This window comes from Nocardioides sp. NPDC057767, assembly GCF_042798275.1.
In the GTDB taxonomy this organism is placed as follows: domain Bacteria; phylum Actinomycetota; class Actinomycetes; order Propionibacteriales; family Nocardioidaceae; genus Nocardioides.
This window is the reverse complement of sequence record NZ_JBHVKJ010000020.1, coordinates 1-15,718: the sequence shown is the minus strand read 5'-3', so window position 1 is coordinate 15,718 and position 15,718 is coordinate 1. Positions and strand designations below refer to the sequence as shown.

The 15,718-nt window shown below is 69.8% G+C and carries 19 protein-coding genes and 1 riboswitch; of the genes, 4 read left to right on the top strand and 15 right to left on the bottom strand.

Features of this window, described 5'->3' with window-relative positions:
• Nucleotides 1–51 precede the first annotated feature (51 nt).
• The 8 genes from thiC to ACFVDI_RS12195 all read right to left on the bottom strand — a co-directional run bounded on the left by thiC (nucleotide 52) and on the right by ACFVDI_RS12195 (nucleotide 6,471).
• The gene (thiC, locus tag ACFVDI_RS12230) at nucleotides 52–1,740 is read right to left on the bottom strand and encodes a phosphomethylpyrimidine synthase ThiC (RefSeq protein ID WP_378904945.1); all 1,689 of its coding nucleotides are present in this window, start codon (nucleotides 1,738–1,740) and stop codon (nucleotides 52–54) included.
• Nucleotides 1,737–2,582 (bottom strand): bifunctional hydroxymethylpyrimidine kinase/phosphomethylpyrimidine kinase, encoded by an 846-nt coding sequence (gene thiD, locus ACFVDI_RS12225; RefSeq protein ID WP_378904942.1) that lies wholly within the window; start codon nucleotides 2,580–2,582, stop codon nucleotides 1,737–1,739. Before thiD ends, thiC begins: the two co-directional genes overlap by 4 nt.
• Nucleotides 2,579–3,157, bottom strand: coding sequence for a thiamine phosphate synthase (locus tag ACFVDI_RS12220; RefSeq protein ID WP_378904939.1), 579 nt, complete (start codon nucleotides 3,155–3,157; stop codon nucleotides 2,579–2,581). The genes thiD and ACFVDI_RS12220 overlap by 4 nt, the downstream gene beginning before the upstream one ends.
• The gene (locus ACFVDI_RS12215) at nucleotides 3,154–3,918 is read right to left on the bottom strand and encodes a thiazole synthase (RefSeq protein WP_378904936.1); all 765 of its coding nucleotides are present in this window, start codon (nucleotides 3,916–3,918) and stop codon (nucleotides 3,154–3,156) included. The genes ACFVDI_RS12220 and ACFVDI_RS12215 overlap by 4 nt, the downstream gene beginning before the upstream one ends.
• The gene (gene thiS / locus ACFVDI_RS12210; RefSeq protein WP_160024886.1) at nucleotides 3,915–4,115 is read right to left on the bottom strand and encodes a sulfur carrier protein ThiS; all 201 of its coding nucleotides are present in this window, start codon (nucleotides 4,113–4,115) and stop codon (nucleotides 3,915–3,917) included. Before thiS ends, ACFVDI_RS12215 begins: the two co-directional genes overlap by 4 nt.
• Nucleotides 4,112–5,122: an FAD-dependent oxidoreductase gene (locus ACFVDI_RS12205; RefSeq protein ID WP_378904933.1), complete on the bottom strand. Its 1,011-nt coding sequence runs from the start codon at nucleotides 5,120–5,122 to the stop codon at nucleotides 4,112–4,114. Before ACFVDI_RS12205 ends, thiS begins: the two co-directional genes overlap by 4 nt.
• A complete protein-coding gene (thiE, locus tag ACFVDI_RS12200) occupies nucleotides 5,122–5,733 on the bottom strand; it encodes a thiamine phosphate synthase (RefSeq protein WP_378904930.1) in 612 nt (203 codons plus the stop codon). The genes ACFVDI_RS12205 and thiE overlap by 1 nt, the downstream gene beginning before the upstream one ends.
• Nucleotides 5,727–5,836: riboswitch (TPP riboswitch) on the bottom strand. It overlaps the preceding gene by 7 nt.
• 44 nt (nucleotides 5,837–5,880) lie before the next feature.
• Nucleotides 5,881–6,471, bottom strand: coding sequence for a carboxymuconolactone decarboxylase family protein (locus ACFVDI_RS12195; RefSeq protein WP_378904927.1), 591 nt, complete (start codon nucleotides 6,469–6,471; stop codon nucleotides 5,881–5,883).
• Nucleotides 6,472–6,571: 100 nt separating this feature from the next.
• On the opposite strand from ACFVDI_RS12195, the gene ACFVDI_RS12190 reads away from it, so the two are divergent.
• Complete coding sequence (locus tag ACFVDI_RS12190) at nucleotides 6,572–8,260, top strand: fumarate hydratase (protein WP_378904925.1); 1,689 nt, start codon at nucleotides 6,572–6,574, stop codon at nucleotides 8,258–8,260.
• 87 nt (nucleotides 8,261–8,347) lie between these two features.
• Nucleotides 8,348–8,644, top strand: coding sequence for a zf-TFIIB domain-containing protein (locus ACFVDI_RS12185; RefSeq protein WP_378904922.1), 297 nt, complete (start codon nucleotides 8,348–8,350; stop codon nucleotides 8,642–8,644).
• A 32-nt stretch (nucleotides 8,645–8,676) separates the two neighbouring features.
• Here the strand turns inward: ACFVDI_RS12185 and ACFVDI_RS12180 are convergent, their stop codons facing one another.
• The 7 genes from ACFVDI_RS12180 to ACFVDI_RS12150 form a co-directional block, all read right to left on the bottom strand.
• Complete coding sequence (locus tag ACFVDI_RS12180; protein ID WP_378904918.1) at nucleotides 8,677–8,904, bottom strand: hypothetical protein; 228 nt, start codon at nucleotides 8,902–8,904, stop codon at nucleotides 8,677–8,679.
• Complete coding sequence (locus tag ACFVDI_RS12175; RefSeq protein WP_378904915.1) at nucleotides 8,901–9,467, bottom strand: GNAT family N-acetyltransferase; 567 nt, start codon at nucleotides 9,465–9,467, stop codon at nucleotides 8,901–8,903. Before ACFVDI_RS12175 ends, ACFVDI_RS12180 begins: the two co-directional genes overlap by 4 nt.
• 438 nt (nucleotides 9,468–9,905) lie before the next feature.
• Nucleotides 9,906–10,418 (bottom strand): SPFH domain-containing protein, encoded by a 513-nt coding sequence (locus ACFVDI_RS12170; RefSeq protein ID WP_378904912.1) that lies wholly within the window; start codon nucleotides 10,416–10,418, stop codon nucleotides 9,906–9,908.
• Between the two features lie 23 nt (nucleotides 10,419–10,441).
• Nucleotides 10,442–11,482, bottom strand: coding sequence for an SPFH domain-containing protein (locus ACFVDI_RS12165; protein ID WP_378904909.1), 1,041 nt, complete (start codon nucleotides 11,480–11,482; stop codon nucleotides 10,442–10,444).
• 15 nt (nucleotides 11,483–11,497) lie between these two features.
• Complete coding sequence (locus ACFVDI_RS12160) at nucleotides 11,498–11,944, bottom strand: NfeD family protein (RefSeq protein ID WP_378904906.1); 447 nt, start codon at nucleotides 11,942–11,944, stop codon at nucleotides 11,498–11,500.
• Between the two features lie 60 nt (nucleotides 11,945–12,004).
• Nucleotides 12,005–12,505, bottom strand: a complete 501-nt coding sequence (locus ACFVDI_RS12155) for a DUF6328 family protein (protein WP_378904903.1) — start codon at nucleotides 12,503–12,505, stop codon at nucleotides 12,005–12,007.
• Nucleotides 12,505–13,371 (bottom strand): glucose 1-dehydrogenase, encoded by an 867-nt coding sequence (locus ACFVDI_RS12150; RefSeq protein ID WP_378904900.1) that lies wholly within the window; start codon nucleotides 13,369–13,371, stop codon nucleotides 12,505–12,507. The genes ACFVDI_RS12155 and ACFVDI_RS12150 overlap by 1 nt, the downstream gene beginning before the upstream one ends.
• 128 nt (nucleotides 13,372–13,499) lie before the next feature.
• Here ACFVDI_RS12150 and ACFVDI_RS12145 point away from each other — a divergent pair, with 128 nt between their 5' ends.
• Together ACFVDI_RS12145 and ACFVDI_RS12140 are read left to right on the top strand one after the other, a co-directional pair.
• Nucleotides 13,500–14,162 (top strand): spermidine synthase, encoded by a 663-nt coding sequence (locus ACFVDI_RS12145; RefSeq protein WP_378905190.1) that lies wholly within the window; start codon nucleotides 13,500–13,502, stop codon nucleotides 14,160–14,162.
• A gap of 18 nt (nucleotides 14,163–14,180) precedes the next feature.
• On the top strand, nucleotides 14,181–15,569 hold the full coding sequence (locus tag ACFVDI_RS12140; protein WP_378904897.1) for a class II fumarate hydratase: 1,389 nt from the start codon (nucleotides 14,181–14,183) through the stop codon (nucleotides 15,567–15,569).
• The last annotated feature ends 149 nt before the right edge of the window (nucleotides 15,570–15,718 follow it).

Below are 15,718 nucleotides of genomic sequence, written 5' to 3'. Positions count from 1 at the left end.
GCGACAGTGCCCTGGCCGCCGGTGGGCCAGGGCACTGTCGAGCCGCCGGGGTCAGTCAGCGAGCGGGAGATACACGCGGCTGCCCGCCGCCGCGAACTCCTTCGACTTCTCCATCATCCCGGCCTCGATCTCCTCGGGGGATGCGCCGTCGTTGCCGCCGAAGCGGTCGCGTACGTCCTGGCTGATCTTCATCGAGCAGAACTTCGGGCCGCACATGGAGCAGAAGTGGGCCGTCTTGGCGTTCTCCGCCGGCAGGGTCTCGTCGTGGAAGCTCTCCGCGGTGACCGGGTCCAGGGAGAGGGCGAACTGGTCGCGCCAGCGGAACTCGAAGCGGGCCCGGGAGAGGGCGTCGTCGTGGTCGCGGGCGCCCGGGTGGCCTTTGGCGATGTCGGCGGCGTGGGCGGCGAGCTTGTAGGTGATCACGCCGGTCTTCACGTCGTCCTTGTCCGGCAGGCCGAGGTGCTCCTTCGGGGTGACGTAGCAGAGCATCGCGGTGCCGTGCATCGCGATCGTCGCCGCACCGATGGCGGAGGTGATGTGGTCGTAGCCGGGCGCGATGTCGGTCGCGAGCGGGCCCAGGGTGTAGAACGGCGCGCCGTGGCACCACTCCTGCTGGAGGTCGACGTTCTCCTTGACGAGGTTGAGCGGTACGTGGCCGGGGCCCTCGACCATGACCTGGACGTCGTGTCGCCATGCTCGTTCGGTCAGCTCGGCGAGGGTGCGCAGCTCGGAGAGCTGGGCCTCGTCGTTGGCGTCGGCGGTGCTGCCCGGGCGGAGGCCGTCACCGAGGGAGAAGGCGACGTCGTACTGCTTGAAGATCTCGCAGAGCTCGTCGTAGTGGGTGTAGAGGAAGTTCTCCTGGTGGTGCGCCAGGCACCAGCCGGCCATGATCGAGCCGCCCCGGCTGACGATGCCGGTGACCCGGTTGGCGGTGAGCGGGACGTAGCGGAGCAGGACGCCGGCGTGGATCGTCATGTAGTCGACGCCCTGCTCGGCCTGCTCGATGACGGTGTCGCGGAACACCTCCCAGGTCAGCTTGTCGGCCTCGCCGTTGACCTTCTCCAGGGCCTGGTAGATCGGGACGGTGCCGATCGGGACGGGTGAGTTGCGCAGGATCCACTCGCGGGTGGTGTGGATGTCGTCGCCGGTGCTGAGGTCCATCACCGTGTCCGCGCCCCAGGTGATCGCGTGGGTGAGCTTGTCGACCTCCTCGGCGATGGAGGACGTGACGGCGGAGTTGCCGATGTTGGCGTTGATCTTCACCAGGAACCGCTTGCCGATGATCATCGGCTCGGACTCGGGGTGGTTGACGTTGTTGGGGATGATCGCGCGGCCGGCGGCCACCTCCTCGCGGACCAGCTCGGGGTCGCAGCTCTCCCGCACCGCGACGTAGGCCATCTCCTTGGTGATGACGCCCTTCCGTGCGTAGTGCATCTGGGTGATGTTGGTGCCCTTGCGCGGCCGGCGGCGCTCGCCCTGCCACTCCTGGCGGGCCGCGCCGCGGCGTACGGCTGCCTTGCCGTTGTCCAGCAGCTCGGTCCGGCGACCCTCGTAGCTCTCGGTGTCGCCTCGCTCGCTGATCCACTCGTCGCGGCGCGGCGGGAGACCCTGCTCCGGCTCCGATCCGGGCCCCTCGGTGCAGTAGCGGTCGAAGGTCTCGCCGTTGGTGAGCGCGACCCGGGTCACCGGGACCTTCAGGTCACCGAGCTCGACGCGGGTGTGGGCGGGGTGGACGGTCATGCTGTCTCCTTGGTGCTTGTCGGGCTGGGCTGGTTCGTGGAGAGATGGGCGATCGGGCCTCGACCGCGGCCGAGGGTCCAGTGCCGGCTGGTGGCGAGCTGCCGGGTGACGTACACAGCGGCCCGCTCGGCGGCGTCGCGCAGCGGTGTGCCGTGGGCGAGGTGGGCGGCCAGGGCCGAGCTGTAGGTGCAGCCGGTGCCGTGGTCGTTGCTCGTGCGGATGGCGGGGTGTCTCAGCGGGATCGGGGGTTCTCCCGGTTCCGCGAACCAGTCGGTGCACTCCCCCGTGGCCGCCGGGTCGCCGCCGGTGACGACCACCGCCGGCCCCAAGCCGGCCAGCTCCACCGCCAGCTCCTCGGGAGTACCGTCCTGCCCGGCCAGCGCTCGGGCCTCGTCGAGGTTGGGAGTGACGACGGTGGCGACAGGGAGGAGGTGATCGAGATAGGCGCGGCGCACCTCCTCGCCGCCGAGGACAGCTCCCGAGGTGGCAACGAGGACAGGGTCGACGACCAGCGGAAGTCGTGAAGGCGAGAGTGACCCGTAGGCCACGCTCAGCTTCACAACCCGACGTGCGATCTCCTCCACGGCGGCGGCGGTTCCGAGCATCCCGGTCTTGATCGCAGCGATGGGAAGGTCGTCGAGCACCGCGTCCAGCTGAGCCTCGACGGAGGAGTGCGGGACCGGGTGGATGTCGCTGACGCCGGTCGTGTCCTGGGCGGTGACGGCGGTGATCACGCAGGCTCCGTGGACCCCGAGCGCGGCGAAGGTGGCCAGGTCGGCCGCGGTGCCCGCCGCTCCCCCGGAGTCGGTGCCGGCGATGGTGAGCGCGACCTGCGGGTTCATCGGGTCACCCCTGCGGCGAGGGCGGCGAGAAGGTCGCGCACGACCTGTCCCGGCTCGTCGGCTCGCATCACCGCGCCCATCACGGCGACCCCGTAGGCGCCCCCGGCGACCGCCTCGGCGGCGTTGTCCGGGGTGATCCCGCCAAGTGCGTACGTCGGGAGCGGCAGGTCCCGGAAGGCGCCCGGCCCCAGCGGGGGCCCGTAACCGGGCTTGGACTCGGTCGTCGCGTACGGGCTCAGCATCGCGTAGTCGAAGCCGTCCTCGGCGGCTCTGGCGACCTCGGCGGGGCTGTGGCAGCTGCGGCCACGGTGTAACGACGTGTCGGCCGGAACGCCGGCCGGGAGATGCACTCCCACCGCCCCGGGCAGCGGACCGTGGGCGGCGATGACCGCGAGGCCCAGATCGGCGGCGCACTGCGCCAGGCGGGCGCGCTGCTCGAGCGGCTCGTCGAGCTCGCGTAGAACGACGTGGGTGAGCCCGGCAGCCCGACACTCGGCCAACGTCGCGAGCAGGCTGCGGCCGAGCGGCAGCTGGGAGCGGTCGGTGAGGACGAGCAGTCGCGGTGGGGAGGTCATGCGATCCGGCCCTCCATCGGCGAGGAGGCCCTGGCGACCGCCTGGCGCGGGATCCGGCCGGCAGCACAGGCGGTGTGCCCGGCCTCGACGGCCAACCGCAGGGCCCGGGCCATCGCGACCGGGTCGTCGGCGCGGGTGACGGCGGTGGCGGCGAGGACGGCGGAGCAGCCGAGCTCCATCGCCAGCGCCGCGTCCGAGGCGGTCCCGACCCCGGCGTCGAGCACCACCGGCACGTCGACCGCAGCCACGACGGCCTCGATGGCATACGGGTTGAGGATGCCGAGCCCCGACCCGATCGGCGAGCCGAGCGGCATCACCGCCGCGCAGCCGGCGTCGGCGAGCCGGCGGGCGAGGACGGGGTCGTCGGTGGCGTACGGCAGGACCGTGAAGCCCTTGCGCACCAGCTGCTCGGCAGCCTCGACGAGCTCGACGGCGTCGGGCATCAGCGAGGTCTCGTCGCCGATCACCTCCAGCTTGACCCAGTCGGTCTCCAGCGCCTCACGGGCCAGCTCGGCGGTCAGCACGGCCTCGCGGGCCGAGAGACAGCCGGCGGTGTTCGGCAGGATCGGGACGGCCGCGGCGCGCAGCGTCTCGAGCAGCCCGCCGGCCGCCGTCGAGGACGTACGCCGCATCGACACCGTCACCAGACCCGGCTCGGCCGCCGCGATGACCTCGGGGAGCAGCGCCAGGTTGGGCAGGCCGCCGGTGCCGAGGAACAGGCGCGAGGACAGCTCACGCCCGGCGATCTTCAACACGCTCATCCGCCCTGCACCGCCGTCACGATCTCGACGACATGACCGTCCTGGAGCGGCCAACGCGCCCAGTCGTCGCGCGGCACGATCTCCTCGTCCACGGCGACGGCGATGCCGCTCGGGCGCCGGTCGCCGGTCCTGGCCTCGAGCAGGTCGGCAACGGTGCCGCTGACCTCCATCGGCTCGCTGTTCACGGTGATCTTCATCCGTCCTCCTTCATTCGGAACCGACGCGGATCCACCGCGGGCTCCACCGTCCCTGTCTCGATGTGATCGGCGACCAGCCGTGCGATGAGTGGCGCGAGCAGGACCCCGTTGCGGTAGGCGCCGGCAGCGAGCACGACCCCCGGTTCGTGGGTCGGCCCGACCAGCGGGAGGTTGTCGGCGGTGCCGGGCCGGTCCCGCGACGTCACCTCCACCACGTTCGCCCGGTCGAGCGCGGGCACCACCCGACGCGCGGAGTCGAGCAGCCGCCACACGCCCTCGACGGTCGGCAGCAGCGGACCGTCACGCTCTTCGGAGGTGGCACCGATGACCACCTCGTCGCTGCCGGTCCGCGGCACCACGTAGACCTGCTCGCCGTGCGCCCAGGCCCGCACCGTCCGCTCGACCGGCTCCTGCGTCCGCACCCGCACCACGTCGCCGCGTACGGGCCGGATGAGGGACGAGTACGGGGCGGGGAGGTGCGCCCCCGTGGCGATGACTGTCACGTCAACGGCTGTGCTGGTCTCGAGACCAACACGGTCGCCGACGCGCGCGAGCAGCGCCGCGACGACGGCCCGCGGGTCGACGGAGTGGTCCTCGGCGAGGAACGCGCCACCGGCGACGCGGCCGAGGCCGGGTTCATGGTCCAGCAGATCGCGCCGACCCAGCCGTTCGTAGGCGACCCCAGCGAGGTCGAGCACCGCGAGCTGCCGCTCGACCTGCTGGACGTCACCGGCGTCGACACCGACGAGCAGCGTGCCACGGGTGTGCACAGGCACCCCGAGCCGCGAGGCGAAGTCGGGCCACAACGAGAGCGACGACAGGCAGAGTCGGGTCAGGTCCTCCTCACCGTGCCAGGCCTCACCGGCCGGGCTGAGCATGCCGGCGGCGGCGTACGAGGCCCCCGAGCCCGGCGATGGATCGATCACCGCGACGTCATGTCCACGACGGATCAGCTCGTCGGCGACAGACAGCCCGACGATCCCGGCCCCCAGCACCCGGACGCGCATCACGCCACCGCCGTCACGAGCTCCTTCGCGGCCTGGAGTGGATCGGGTTGTCGCCAGAGGCCGCCGATCACGGCGACCCCGTGGGCGCCGGCGGCACGCACGGGCGCAGCAGTCTCCGCCGAGATCCCGCCGATCGCGATCAGCGGCAGCACACCGGCCGCGGCACCCACCGCCTCGACGCCCAACGGGTCGGGAAGGCCGTCCTTGGACGAGGTGGCGAACACGGGCCCGAACCCCGCGTAGTCCGCCCCCGAGTCCGCCGCCGCCTCGACCGCGGCGCGGTTTCGGCAGGTGGCACCGATGATCAGCCCCGGCGCGACGGCGTCGGCGATCCGCCGGGCCTCGTCCAGCGGCAGATCGGCCGCGCCGAGGTGCACGCCGTCCGCACCGGCCGCGAGCGCGACGTCGAGCCGGTCGTCGACGACGACACGAGCCTGGTACGCCGCGACGAGCTCGAGCACGCTCGCGGTGAGGACGAGCAGCTCGCGCGTGGTCGCGGCCTTGTCACGTACTTGAAAGCCGTCGACTCCTGCCGCCGCGAGCGCAGGCAGCAGGGTCAGGTCGTCGGTCGTGGAGACGAGGCAGAAGATCCTCGGGAGGGCAGGCAACACGTCAGGTCACTTCCTTCGCCGGCATTATCCGGATCAGGTACGACGGTCGGAGCGGCTCCAGCTCCCTCTCAGCCCGCTGCCGCGGACTCCCGTGTGGGTTGGGTCTCCATCACTGTAACGGAGTCGTGGGCACCCGACGCAAGGGGTTCACCCGATCGTGGACGGCTGACCGCCGCGCTGTGCGAGCGGCTTGAGCTCGCAGGCCTCCGCGAAGCCGTCGGACTCGATGCCCAGCGCGACGTTGGTGCGGGTCGACAGGTTGGCGAACCCGATGACCGCGGTCAGCTCGATCACGGCCGCCTCGCCGAGCTGCCCGACCAGGCCCGACACCATCTCGTCGGTGACGGTCGGCTCGGTCTGGCTCATCGCCTCGGCGTACGCCATCACGTCCCGCTCCAGCGGAGTGAACACGTCCGACTCACGCCAGCGCGGCACCTCCCGAGCCTTGTCCATGTCGAGGCCGCGGTTGTGCGCCTCGAAGTAGTTGAAGTCCAGGCACCAGCTGCATCCCACGGCCGAGGCGACTGCCATGTGGGCGAAGGACTTCAGCTGCTCGTCGCAGGCGTCCCACTTCTTCACCTTGGAGCCGAGGCCGGACATGCCCATCAGCACCTTCTGGTTGTGCCAGTAGACGCCGACCGAAGACGGCACCTGACCGAGCAGCTTCATGGCGAACCGCTTGATCATCATCCCCTTGAAGCCGGTGATCTCTGCGGGCGCGATGCGGGTGGCGGTCATTTCTCCTCCTGGGTCCGGGCCCCGTTCCTCGAGGCTCTCGACATCTAGACGGCGGACGCGCGCGATCTGTGACATCCGCGGCGGCGTACGATTCGGTTCCGTGGCTGACGTTGAGTTCCGGTACTCCGACCTCCTCCCGACCTCTCATGACGACACGCCTTACCGGCTGGTCACCTCAGAGGGGGTGGAAGAGATCGAGGTCGACGGGCGCAAGTTCCTCAAGGTCGACCCCGAGGCGATCCGCCTGCTGACCGCCGAGGCGATGAAGGACATCAACCAGTACCTCCGCCCGGCCCACCTGCGCCAGCTCAGGAAGATCATCGACGACCCCGAGGCCTCCGGCAACGACCGCTTCGTCGCGCTCGACCTCCTCAAGAACGTCAACATCTCCGCCGGCGGGATCCTGCCGATGTGCCAGGACACCGGCACCGCGATCGTGATGGGCAAGAAGTCCGAGGGCGTGCTGACCGGCTCGGACGACGCCGAGACGGTCTCGCGGGGCGTCTTCGACGCCTACACCAAGCTCAACCTCCGCTACTCCCAGCTGGCCCCGCTGACGACGTACGAGGAGAAGAACACCGGCTCCAACCTGCCCGCGCAGGTCGAGATCTACTCGACCGCCGAGGGCGAGAACGGCCCGGAGTACAAGTTCCTCTTCATGGCCAAGGGCGGCGGCAGCGCCAACAAGTCGTTCCTGTTCCAGGAGACCAAGGCGATCCTCAACCCCGACAGGATCCTGACCTTCCTCGACGAGAAGATCCGCTCCCTGGGGACCGCCGCCTGCCCGCCGTACCACCTCGCCGTGGTCATCGGCGGGACGTCCGCGGAGTTCGCCCTGAAGACCGCGAAGTACGCCTCGGCCCACTACCTCGACAACCTCCCGACCGAGGGCTCGATGAGCGCCCACGGCTTCCGCGACACCGAGCTCGAGGAGAAGGTCTTCGAGCTGACCCAGTCCTTCGGGATCGGCGCCCAGTTCGGCGGCAAGTACTTCTGCCATGACGTACGCGTCGTCCGGCTCCCCCGCCACGGCGCCTCCTGCCCCGTCGCGATCGCGGTCTCCTGCTCCGCCGACCGCCAGGCGCTGGGCAAGATCACCCGCGACGGCGTGTTCCTCGAGCAGCTCGAGACCGACCCGGCGCAGTACATGCCCGACGCCGGCATGGCCGAGGAGATCTCGGCCGGCGAGGTGGTCTCGATCGATCTGAACCAGCCCATGGACAAGATCCTGGAGACGCTGTCCCAGCACCCGGTCAAGACCCGGCTCTCGCTGAGCGGCCCGATGGTCGTGGCCCGCGACATCGCGCACGCCAAGATCAAGGAGCGCCTCGACGCCGGCGAGGAGATGCCGGAGTACATGAAGAACCACCCGGTCTACTACGCCGGCCCGGCCAAGACGCCCGAGGGCATGGCGAGCGGGTCCTTCGGGCCGACGACCGCCGGCCGGATGGACTCCTACGTCGAGCAGTTCCAGGCCGCCGGCGGCTCCATGGTCATGCTGGCCAAGGGCAACCGCTCCAAGGTCGTCGCCGAGGCGTGCGGCACCTACGGTGGCTTCTATCTCGGCTCGATCGGCGGCCCCGCCGCCCGTCTCGCCCAGGACTGCATCAAGTCCGTGGAGGTGCTCGAATACCCCGAGCTCGGCATGGAGGCGGTCTGGAAGATCGAGGTCGAGAACTTCCCCGCCTTCATCGTCGTGGACGGCGAGGGCAACGACTTCTTCACCGACCCCTCCGGCACCACCACCATCCCCCTCACCGGGATCAGGGTGCGGTCGAAGGAGCGCTGAGCGGGCGCCCACCGGCGCTGAGCCGCGGCGATGCGGGACGACCGGATAGGTTGATGGGCGCCGATCCCCGACGACGAGGAGACCCCCATGCAGTGCCCCATCGACGGTGCCACCCTGGTGATGAGCGAGCGCCAAGGCATCGAGATCGACTACTGCCCGCAGTGCCGTGGCGTGTGGCTGGACCGCGGCGAGATCGACAAGATCGTCGAGCGGTCCGTCGGCGCTCCGCAACCCGGCAGCTACCAGCAGCCCCGCCAGGAGCAGCGCGACGACCGGCGCTATGAGAAGCGGGAGTACGAGCGGCGCGACTACGACGACGACCACCGCTACGACAAGCGCCGCAGCCACCACCGCGAGTCCTGGTTGGGTGACCTGTTCGGCTGAGCCTGACCCAGCCCGGCCCGCCCGCAGAATCGCTAGACGTCGTTGTCGCGCCGGTTCTCGGGCGGCGCCTCGCTCGGTCCGGACCCCTTCGTGTCCGGGCTGCCGGCCTCGGAATCGGGGTAACCCGCCGTCGAGTCCGCGGGCGCGATCGGAGTGCCGGCCTCGTCATCGTCGAGGCGCTGGGTCTCGGAGACCTGCCCAGACTCCTCGGTGTATTCGGGGTCGTCGGGTCCCTCTGCTGGAAGCTGCTCGTGGCTCATGACCGTGCGGTACCCCGTTGCCGGGCCAACCACTCCCGTCGGAGCAACCCGAACACCCACGAGTCGGAGACGTCGCCGTTCACGACGCAGTCCTCCCGCAGCGTCCCTTCGAGCGTGAACCCGAGCTTCTCCAGCACCCGGGCCGAGGCCGCGTTACGGGTGTCGGCCTCGGCCTGGACCCGGTTGAGGTCGAGGGTGTCGAAGGCCCAGGTCAGCACGGCACCGGCCGCCTCGGTCGCATAGCCCTGGCCCCAGGCCGCCTCGCCGAGGCAGTAGCCGAGCGACGCGCTGCGGAACTCCGGGTTCCACGAGTTGACGGTGCACCAGCCGAGGAATCCGGAGTCCCGTTCGATGGCCACCCGCACGCCGGACCCCTCCTCCGCCATCTCCTGAGACCTGGCGATGAACTGCCCGGCGCGGGCCGGGTCGGTCCACGGCGGTGAGTCCCAGTAGCGCAGTACGTGGGCGTCGCTCTGCAGCGCGAAGAGGTCATCCCCATCGGCGTCGGTGAACGGCCGCAGCCGCAACCGGGTCGTGACGAGCGTCGGAGTGGGAAACGACATGGCCCGATGCTGTCAATCCGTGACCGCCCGCCGCATCAGGTTTTCGAGGTCACCGATGGCGAGACTCCAATGGCCAGCACGGCTCGGCGTGCCCGTCGCTCCAGGGCGCAAGCCGCCTTCGCGTCGAGCACCCGCCGGATGAGACCAGTGGTCGAGATCCCCCTCGTACGCGGAACGTTCGCGAGCCTGCCAGCGGCGAGTGCTGCGCCGTAGACGGCTTCATCATGCCCCGCTTCCCATCATGACTGTCGGTGGTCGGTCTCATACTGGCTCACATGGATGCAGTCGAGGCACTGAAGCACAACCTCCACCTCACCCATCTCAGCGCCGCGCTCCATCACGGATGGGAGATCCGTACATCTCCCAGCGTGCCGCATCTCCTACTCACGCCGAGATACAGACGCTCAGCGAATCACGGCTTCGCGTCGAGGAACGCGGTCACGGGGCGGTCGCGTCGGGGCCGCGCAGATCGGTGACCTCGACGCGCTTGACTCGGATGCCCCAGTCCTCGCGCGAGCGGCGGGTGGCGTCATAGGCGACATCCGTCAGGCGCTGGGCGGAGATGAGGAACTCGTCTCGGTCGACAATTCCGGCGAACTCTCGCAGCGCCTCGCGTAGAGCGCGTTCGAGCTGCTGCTGGGTGTTGTCGACGCGGTAGACGATCGGCGGGTCCTCGAACTCGAAGTAGACGTTCAGAACCGCCTCGCAGACGTAGTGATCGCGGCAGATGAGCGGTTCCCGCATCGACAGCACCTGCTCGCGCATGTCGAGCCGGGCGACGACCCGGTCGAGCACTGGCACGATGGTGTTGAGGCCGGGCTTCAGTGTGGTCCGGTACCGGCCGCGGCGCTCGATCACGAAGCAGGTCGCCGCCGGGACGATCTTGACGCTCATCAGCAGCCCGACGACCACCACGATGACGAGCAGCACGACCACGAGACCCGGCGACATGCCGGTCAGGCTACCGGCGTACGTCAGCCGACGATGCGGTCCGCGCGGGCGGACTCCTCCTTGGCCTGCTCGACCGCCTTGACGGCCTCCTCGTGCGCCTCGCGCTGGGCCTGCTCGATGGCGTTGCGCGGACCGGGCAGCGGCGGCGTACGTCGCTCGTCGCCGTTCCCGTTGCTGTTGCTGTTGTCCACCGACTTCGAGGCGGTGTCGGCGAAGGCCCCGGTGACCGTACGCATCGCCTCGGTGAGCTCGCCGGGGATGACCCAGAACGAGTTGCCGTGCGCGGCGAGCGAGGGCAGCATCTCGAGGTACTTGTAGGCCAGCACCTTGGCGTCGGCGTCGTTGGCGTGGACCGCCTGGAAGACCCGCTCGAGCGCCTTGGCCTCACCGTCTGCCTCGAGCACCCGGGCCTGCTGGTGCCCCTCGGCCTCCAGGATCGAGCGCTGCCGGGTGCCCTCGGCCTCGAGGATCAACGAGGCCCGCTTGCCCTCGGCGTGCAGGATCGCGGCTCGCTTGTCGCGCTCGGCGCGCATCTGCTTCTCCATCGCCTCCTTGATCGAGGCCGGCGGGTCGATCGCCTTGATCTCGACCCGGTTGACCCGGATCCCCCACTTTCCGGTGGCGTCGTCGAGCACCTCGCGGAGGCGGGTGTTGATGGTCTCGCGCGAGGTCAGCGTCGTCTCCAGGTCCATCGAACCGATCAGGTTGCGCAGCGTGGTGACGGTGAGCTGGTCGATCGCCTGCAGGTAGTTGGCCACCTCGTAGGCGGCCGCCCGCGGGTCGGTGATCTGGTAGTAGAGCACCGTGTCGATGGCGACCACCAGGTTGTCCTCGGTGATGACCGGACGCGGGTTGGAGGAGTAGACCTGCTCACGCACGTCCAGCTTGGTGTTGACCCGGTCCACCAGCGGGATCACGAAGTTCAGCCCCGGCTGCAGCGTGCCCCGGTAACGCCCGAAGCGCTCGATGTTGTAGCGCCGGGCCTGCGGCACGATCCGCACCGTCGAGGCGACTCCCCCGACCACCAGCCCGATCAGGACCAGCACAATCAGCAGAAGTTCCATGTCGTACGTCCTCCTCTAGGGCGACAGCGACAGCGGGTCCCGCGGATGCACGAGCGCTGTCGCGCCGTCGATCTCGAGCACATCGACCCGGCATCCGACCGGGATGACAAGGTCCTCGTCGTAGGGCCGGGCGGTCCAGTCCTCGCCGGCGAGCCGCACCAGGCCGTGGGCGAAGCTGACCTCCGCGAGGACGACCGCCTGACGGCCGACCAAGGCATCGGTGCCGTCCCGCACCGGCGGTGGCAGCGCCATGTGACGGCGTGCGACGGGCCGCACCAGCAGCACGCTGCCACCACCGGCGAGCGCGAAGACGAGCACCTGCACCAGCACCGGAGCGCCCAAGGCTGCGCTCCCCGCGGCAAGGAGCGCCCCGCCGGCGACGAAAGCGAACGCCAGCGTCATCGTGAACGCCTCGGCAACTCCCAGCAGCACCGCGACGAAAATCCAGAAGATCGACCACATATGCCCACCAGACTCGGTTCCCGTCCAGCGTACTCCCGCTGTGGTGGTCATCACACCGGGTCAGTGGGAGTTGTTTCGCCCGTTCAGCAGCGGCAGGCCCGCCCAGAGGGAGACGAACAGGACGAGCACGGCGACGGCGGCGATCACCGCGGCGGTGAGCGAGACGACGACGTCGAAGACGAGAAGCACGACCAGTGCCGAGACGATCGCGAAGCCCACGAGTCCGGCGCGCGCGCAGATGTGCGAGGCCGTGACCAGCCAGGGACGCTGCCGGCGCCGGAACAGCATCCGGTGGAAGGAGACCGGGGCGATGATCAGACAGGTGGTGACGACCGCGCCGACCAGCACGATGAGATAGATCGTCTGCTGATGGTCGTTCAGGTCCGGGAAGCGCGGCGAGAAGGGCACCGTCAGCAGGAAACCGGTCAGGATCTGCACCCCGGTCTGCAGCACCCTCAGCTCCTGGAGGAGCTCGTTCCAGTTGCGGGTGATCCGCTGCTCCGGTCCCTCCTCCGGACCACCGCCGTCGATCTCGCCGTCGTCCCAGCTGCTCGTGCCCATCAGAACACCGGCCGTCCCCCAGTCACCCCGAGGACGGTTCCGGACACGTAGGACGCTTCGGCCGGCGAGGCGAGGAAGACGAACGCCGGCGCGACCTCGGCCGGCTGGCCGGCGCGACCCAGCGGTGTGTTGGCCCCGAACTTCTCCACCTTCTCCGGAGCCTGCGTCGCGGGCTGCAGCGGCGTCCAGATCGGCCCGGGCGCGACCGCGTTCACCCGGACCCCGTCGGGACCGAGCTCGGCGGCGAGGTTGACGGTGAAGTTGTTGATGGCCGCCTTCGTCGCGGCGTAGTCGAGCAGGCTGGTCGAGGGTTCGTACGCCTGGATGGAGGCGTTGTTGATGACGCAGCCGTTGCTCTTCTTCAGGTGCGGGACGGCCGCCCGGGTCAGCCAGAGCAGGGCGTACAGGTTGGTCTTGAACGTCCGGTCGATCCGCTCGTCGTCCATGTCCGTCAGGCCCTTGTCTCGGGCGAACTGGTAGCCGGCGTTGTTGACCAGGATGTCGAGGCCGCCGAGCTCCTGCACGGTGCGCTCGACGACCTCGTCGCACGCCTCGCGCTCGCGCAGGTCGATCGGAATCGCCAGAGCCGTCCGGCCGGCATCCTCGACCAGCTTCGTGGTCTCCTGGGCGTCCGGCTCCTCCTCGGGAAGGTAGGTGAAGGCCACGTCGGCCCCTTCCCGGGCGTACGCGATGGCGACCGCGCGGCCGATGCCGGAGTCGCCTCCGGTGATCAGGGCGACCTTGCCCTCGAGGCGGCCATGGCCCTGGTAGCTCGACTCGCCGTGGTCGGGCACCGGCTCCATCTCGCCGGTCAGCCCGGGAGGCTCCTGCTGCTGGGCGGGGAACTGGGTGTTGTCATCGCTCATGGCCGGACCGGTACCCACATCGGACACAATGGAACCGTGAGCGAGCGTCAGCGAGTGAACCAACAGAACTTCACGCGACCGCGTCCGTACTCTGGCGCTTGCGCTACGGAGGTGGTCGCGTGAGCGGGATGGAATCGGTGATCGTCGACGGTGGGCTCGCCCTACGGCACCGGGCGGACGGCCACCTCGAGCTGCGGGCCAACGGGATCTTCGTGATGGACACCCGGGAGACCTCGACCGAGAAGGCGCTCGCGACGCGCGCGCTCGAGCTGCACCCGCGGCCGAGACACGTTCTCATCGGCGGCCTGGGCCTCGGGTTCACCCTCGAGGCGGTGCTGACCGACCCCCGGGTCGAGGCGGTCACGGTCGTCGAGATCGAGCCGCGCCTGGTCGAGTGGATGCGGGCCGGCCGGATCCCCCACGGCCCCGGGTTGCTGGCCGACGGGCGCGTCCACGTCGAGGTCGCCGACGTGGCCGTGGTCCTGCGGGAGAGCCGGCCCGAGGCGTACGACGTCGTGCTGCTGGACGTCGACAACGGCCCCGGCTACCTGGTGCATGACGCCAACGGGGCGCTCTACGAGGCGCCTGCGCTCGCCGATGCGCGGCGGGCCACCGCCCCGGGTGGCACGGTGGTGGTGTGGTCGGCGGCAGAGGCTCCGGCGCTGCTGGCGGTGATGGCGCAGGTCTTCGACGACGCCGAGGCGCTCTCCTATCCCGTGGATCTGCAGGGTCGCTCGGAGACGTACTGGCTCTACGTGGGCACCGTCTCGCAAGGGAATGGCACCAACTAGTCAAAGGTTGAACCAGACATGGACGACATGAGCTTCCGCATCGAGCACGACTCCATGGGTGAGGTCCGGGTCCCGAAGGATGCGCTGTGGCGCGCCCAGACCCAGCGGGCCGTGGAGAACTTCCCCATCTCGGGCACTCCGATCGAGCCGGCGCTGATCCATGCGATCGGCCATGTGAAGGCCTCGGCCGCCAAGGCCAACCGCGACCTCGGCGTGCTCGCCGGCGACAAGGCCGAGGCGATCATCGCGGCAGCGGGCGAGGTCTCCGAGGGCAGGCACGACGACGCCTTCCCGATCGACGTCTTCCAGACCGGCTCCGGCACCTCGTCCAACATGAACGCCAACGAGGTGATCGCGTCGCTGGTGGCCAGGGCCGGAGGCGACGTACATCCCAACGATCACGTCAACGCCTCCCAGTCGTCCAACGACACCTTCCCGACCGCGATCCACGTCGCCGCCGCCGTCGCCGTGACCGAGCAGCTGCTGCCCGCGATCGACACCCTCGCCAGCTCGCTCGAGACGAAGGCCACCGAGTTCGCCGGCCTGGTGAAGTCGGGACGTACCCACCTGATGGACGCGACGCCGGTCACCCTCGGCCAGGAGTTCGGAGGGTACGCAGCCACGATCCGCTACGCGGCCGAGCGACTGGAGTCGGTGCTGCCCAGGGTGCGTGAGCTGGCGCTCGGCGGCACCGCGGTCGGGACGGGCATCAACACGCCAGCCGGGTTCCCGCAGGCCGTGATCACGGACCTCTCCGAGCGCACCGGCCAGCCGTTCACCGAGGCTCGCAACCACTTCGAGGCCCAGGGCACCCGCGACTCGCTGGTCGAGCTCTCCGGCGTCCTGAAGACGCTCGCGGTCGGCCTGATCAAGATCAACAACGACCTGCGCTGGATGTCGTCGGGCCCGACCACCGGTCTGGCCGAGATCCACCTGCCCGACCTCCAGCCGGGCTCCTCGATCATGCCCGGCAAGGTGAACCCGGTCGTACCGGAGGCCACCTTGATGGTCGCGTTCCAGGTGATCGGCAACGACGCCGCGGTGACCGCCGCCGGCGCCTCGGGTGCCTTCGAGCTCAACGTCGCGATGCCGGTGATGGCCCGCAACATCCTGGAGTCGATCCGCCTGCTCTCGACCTCGATGACCGTCCTGGCCGAGCGCACCGTCGACGGGATCGTGCCGATCCCCGAGCGCCTCCGCGCCTACGCCGAGTCCTCCCCCTCGATCGTCACACCGCTCAACAAGTACCTCGGCTACGAGGCTGCCGCCAAGGTCGCCAAGCAGGCCCTCGCCGAGGGCGCCACGATCAAGGAGACGGTCATCAAGCTCGGCTACGTCGCCGACGGCACGATCACCGAGGAAGACCTCGACAGGGCCCTCGACGTGGAGTCGATGACCCACCCCTGAGAATCGCCGAGTCGGCCCGTCTTGACCGAATCAGACGTCGAGTCGGCCCGTCTTGACCACAACCACCGCCGAGTCGGCCCAGGGGAGCGTCCGAACACCCACAAACGCTTCCTCGATGTCCGCTACGGCGTCGCCCACCAGCCCCTGGC

Coding starts and splice junctions, on each gene's coding strand:
- thiS (WP_160024886.1), bottom strand. CDS start 4,115: ATGAAGATCACCGTGAACAGCGAGCCGATGGAGGTCAGCGGCACCGTT.
- thiD (WP_378904942.1), bottom strand. CDS start 2,582: ATGAACCCGCAGGTCGCGCTCACCATCGCCGGCACCGACTCCGGGGGA.
- ACFVDI_RS12140 (WP_378904897.1), top strand. CDS start 14,181: ATGGACGACATGAGCTTCCGCATCGAGCACGACTCCATGGGTGAGGTC.
- ACFVDI_RS12220 (WP_378904939.1), bottom strand. CDS start 3,157: ATGACCTCCCCACCGCGACTGCTCGTCCTCACCGACCGCTCCCAGCTG.
- thiC (WP_378904945.1), bottom strand. CDS start 1,740: ATGACCGTCCACCCCGCCCACACCCGCGTCGAGCTCGGTGACCTGAAG.
- ACFVDI_RS12145 (WP_378905190.1), top strand. CDS start 13,500: ATGGAATCGGTGATCGTCGACGGTGGGCTCGCCCTACGGCACCGGGCG.
- ACFVDI_RS12165 (WP_378904909.1), bottom strand. CDS start 11,482: ATGGAACTTCTGCTGATTGTGCTGGTCCTGATCGGGCTGGTGGTCGGG.
- ACFVDI_RS12170 (WP_378904912.1), bottom strand. CDS start 10,418: ATGTCGCCGGGTCTCGTGGTCGTGCTGCTCGTCATCGTGGTGGTCGTC.
- ACFVDI_RS12185 (WP_378904922.1), top strand. CDS start 8,348: ATGCAGTGCCCCATCGACGGTGCCACCCTGGTGATGAGCGAGCGCCAA.
- ACFVDI_RS12175 (WP_378904915.1), bottom strand. CDS start 9,467: ATGTCGTTTCCCACTCCGACGCTCGTCACGACCCGGTTGCGGCTGCGG.
- ACFVDI_RS12155 (WP_378904903.1), bottom strand. CDS start 12,505: ATGGGCACGAGCAGCTGGGACGACGGCGAGATCGACGGCGGTGGTCCG.
- ACFVDI_RS12205 (WP_378904933.1), bottom strand. CDS start 5,122: ATGCGCGTCCGGGTGCTGGGGGCCGGGATCGTCGGGCTGTCTGTCGCC.
- ACFVDI_RS12195 (WP_378904927.1), bottom strand. CDS start 6,471: ATGACCGCCACCCGCATCGCGCCCGCAGAGATCACCGGCTTCAAGGGG.
- ACFVDI_RS12160 (WP_378904906.1), bottom strand. CDS start 11,944: ATGTGGTCGATCTTCTGGATTTTCGTCGCGGTGCTGCTGGGAGTTGCC.
- ACFVDI_RS12150 (WP_378904900.1), bottom strand. CDS start 13,371: ATGAGCGATGACAACACCCAGTTCCCCGCCCAGCAGCAGGAGCCTCCC.
- ACFVDI_RS12215 (WP_378904936.1), bottom strand. CDS start 3,918: ATGAGCGTGTTGAAGATCGCCGGGCGTGAGCTGTCCTCGCGCCTGTTC.
- ACFVDI_RS12180 (WP_378904918.1), bottom strand. CDS start 8,904: ATGAGCCACGAGCAGCTTCCAGCAGAGGGACCCGACGACCCCGAATAC.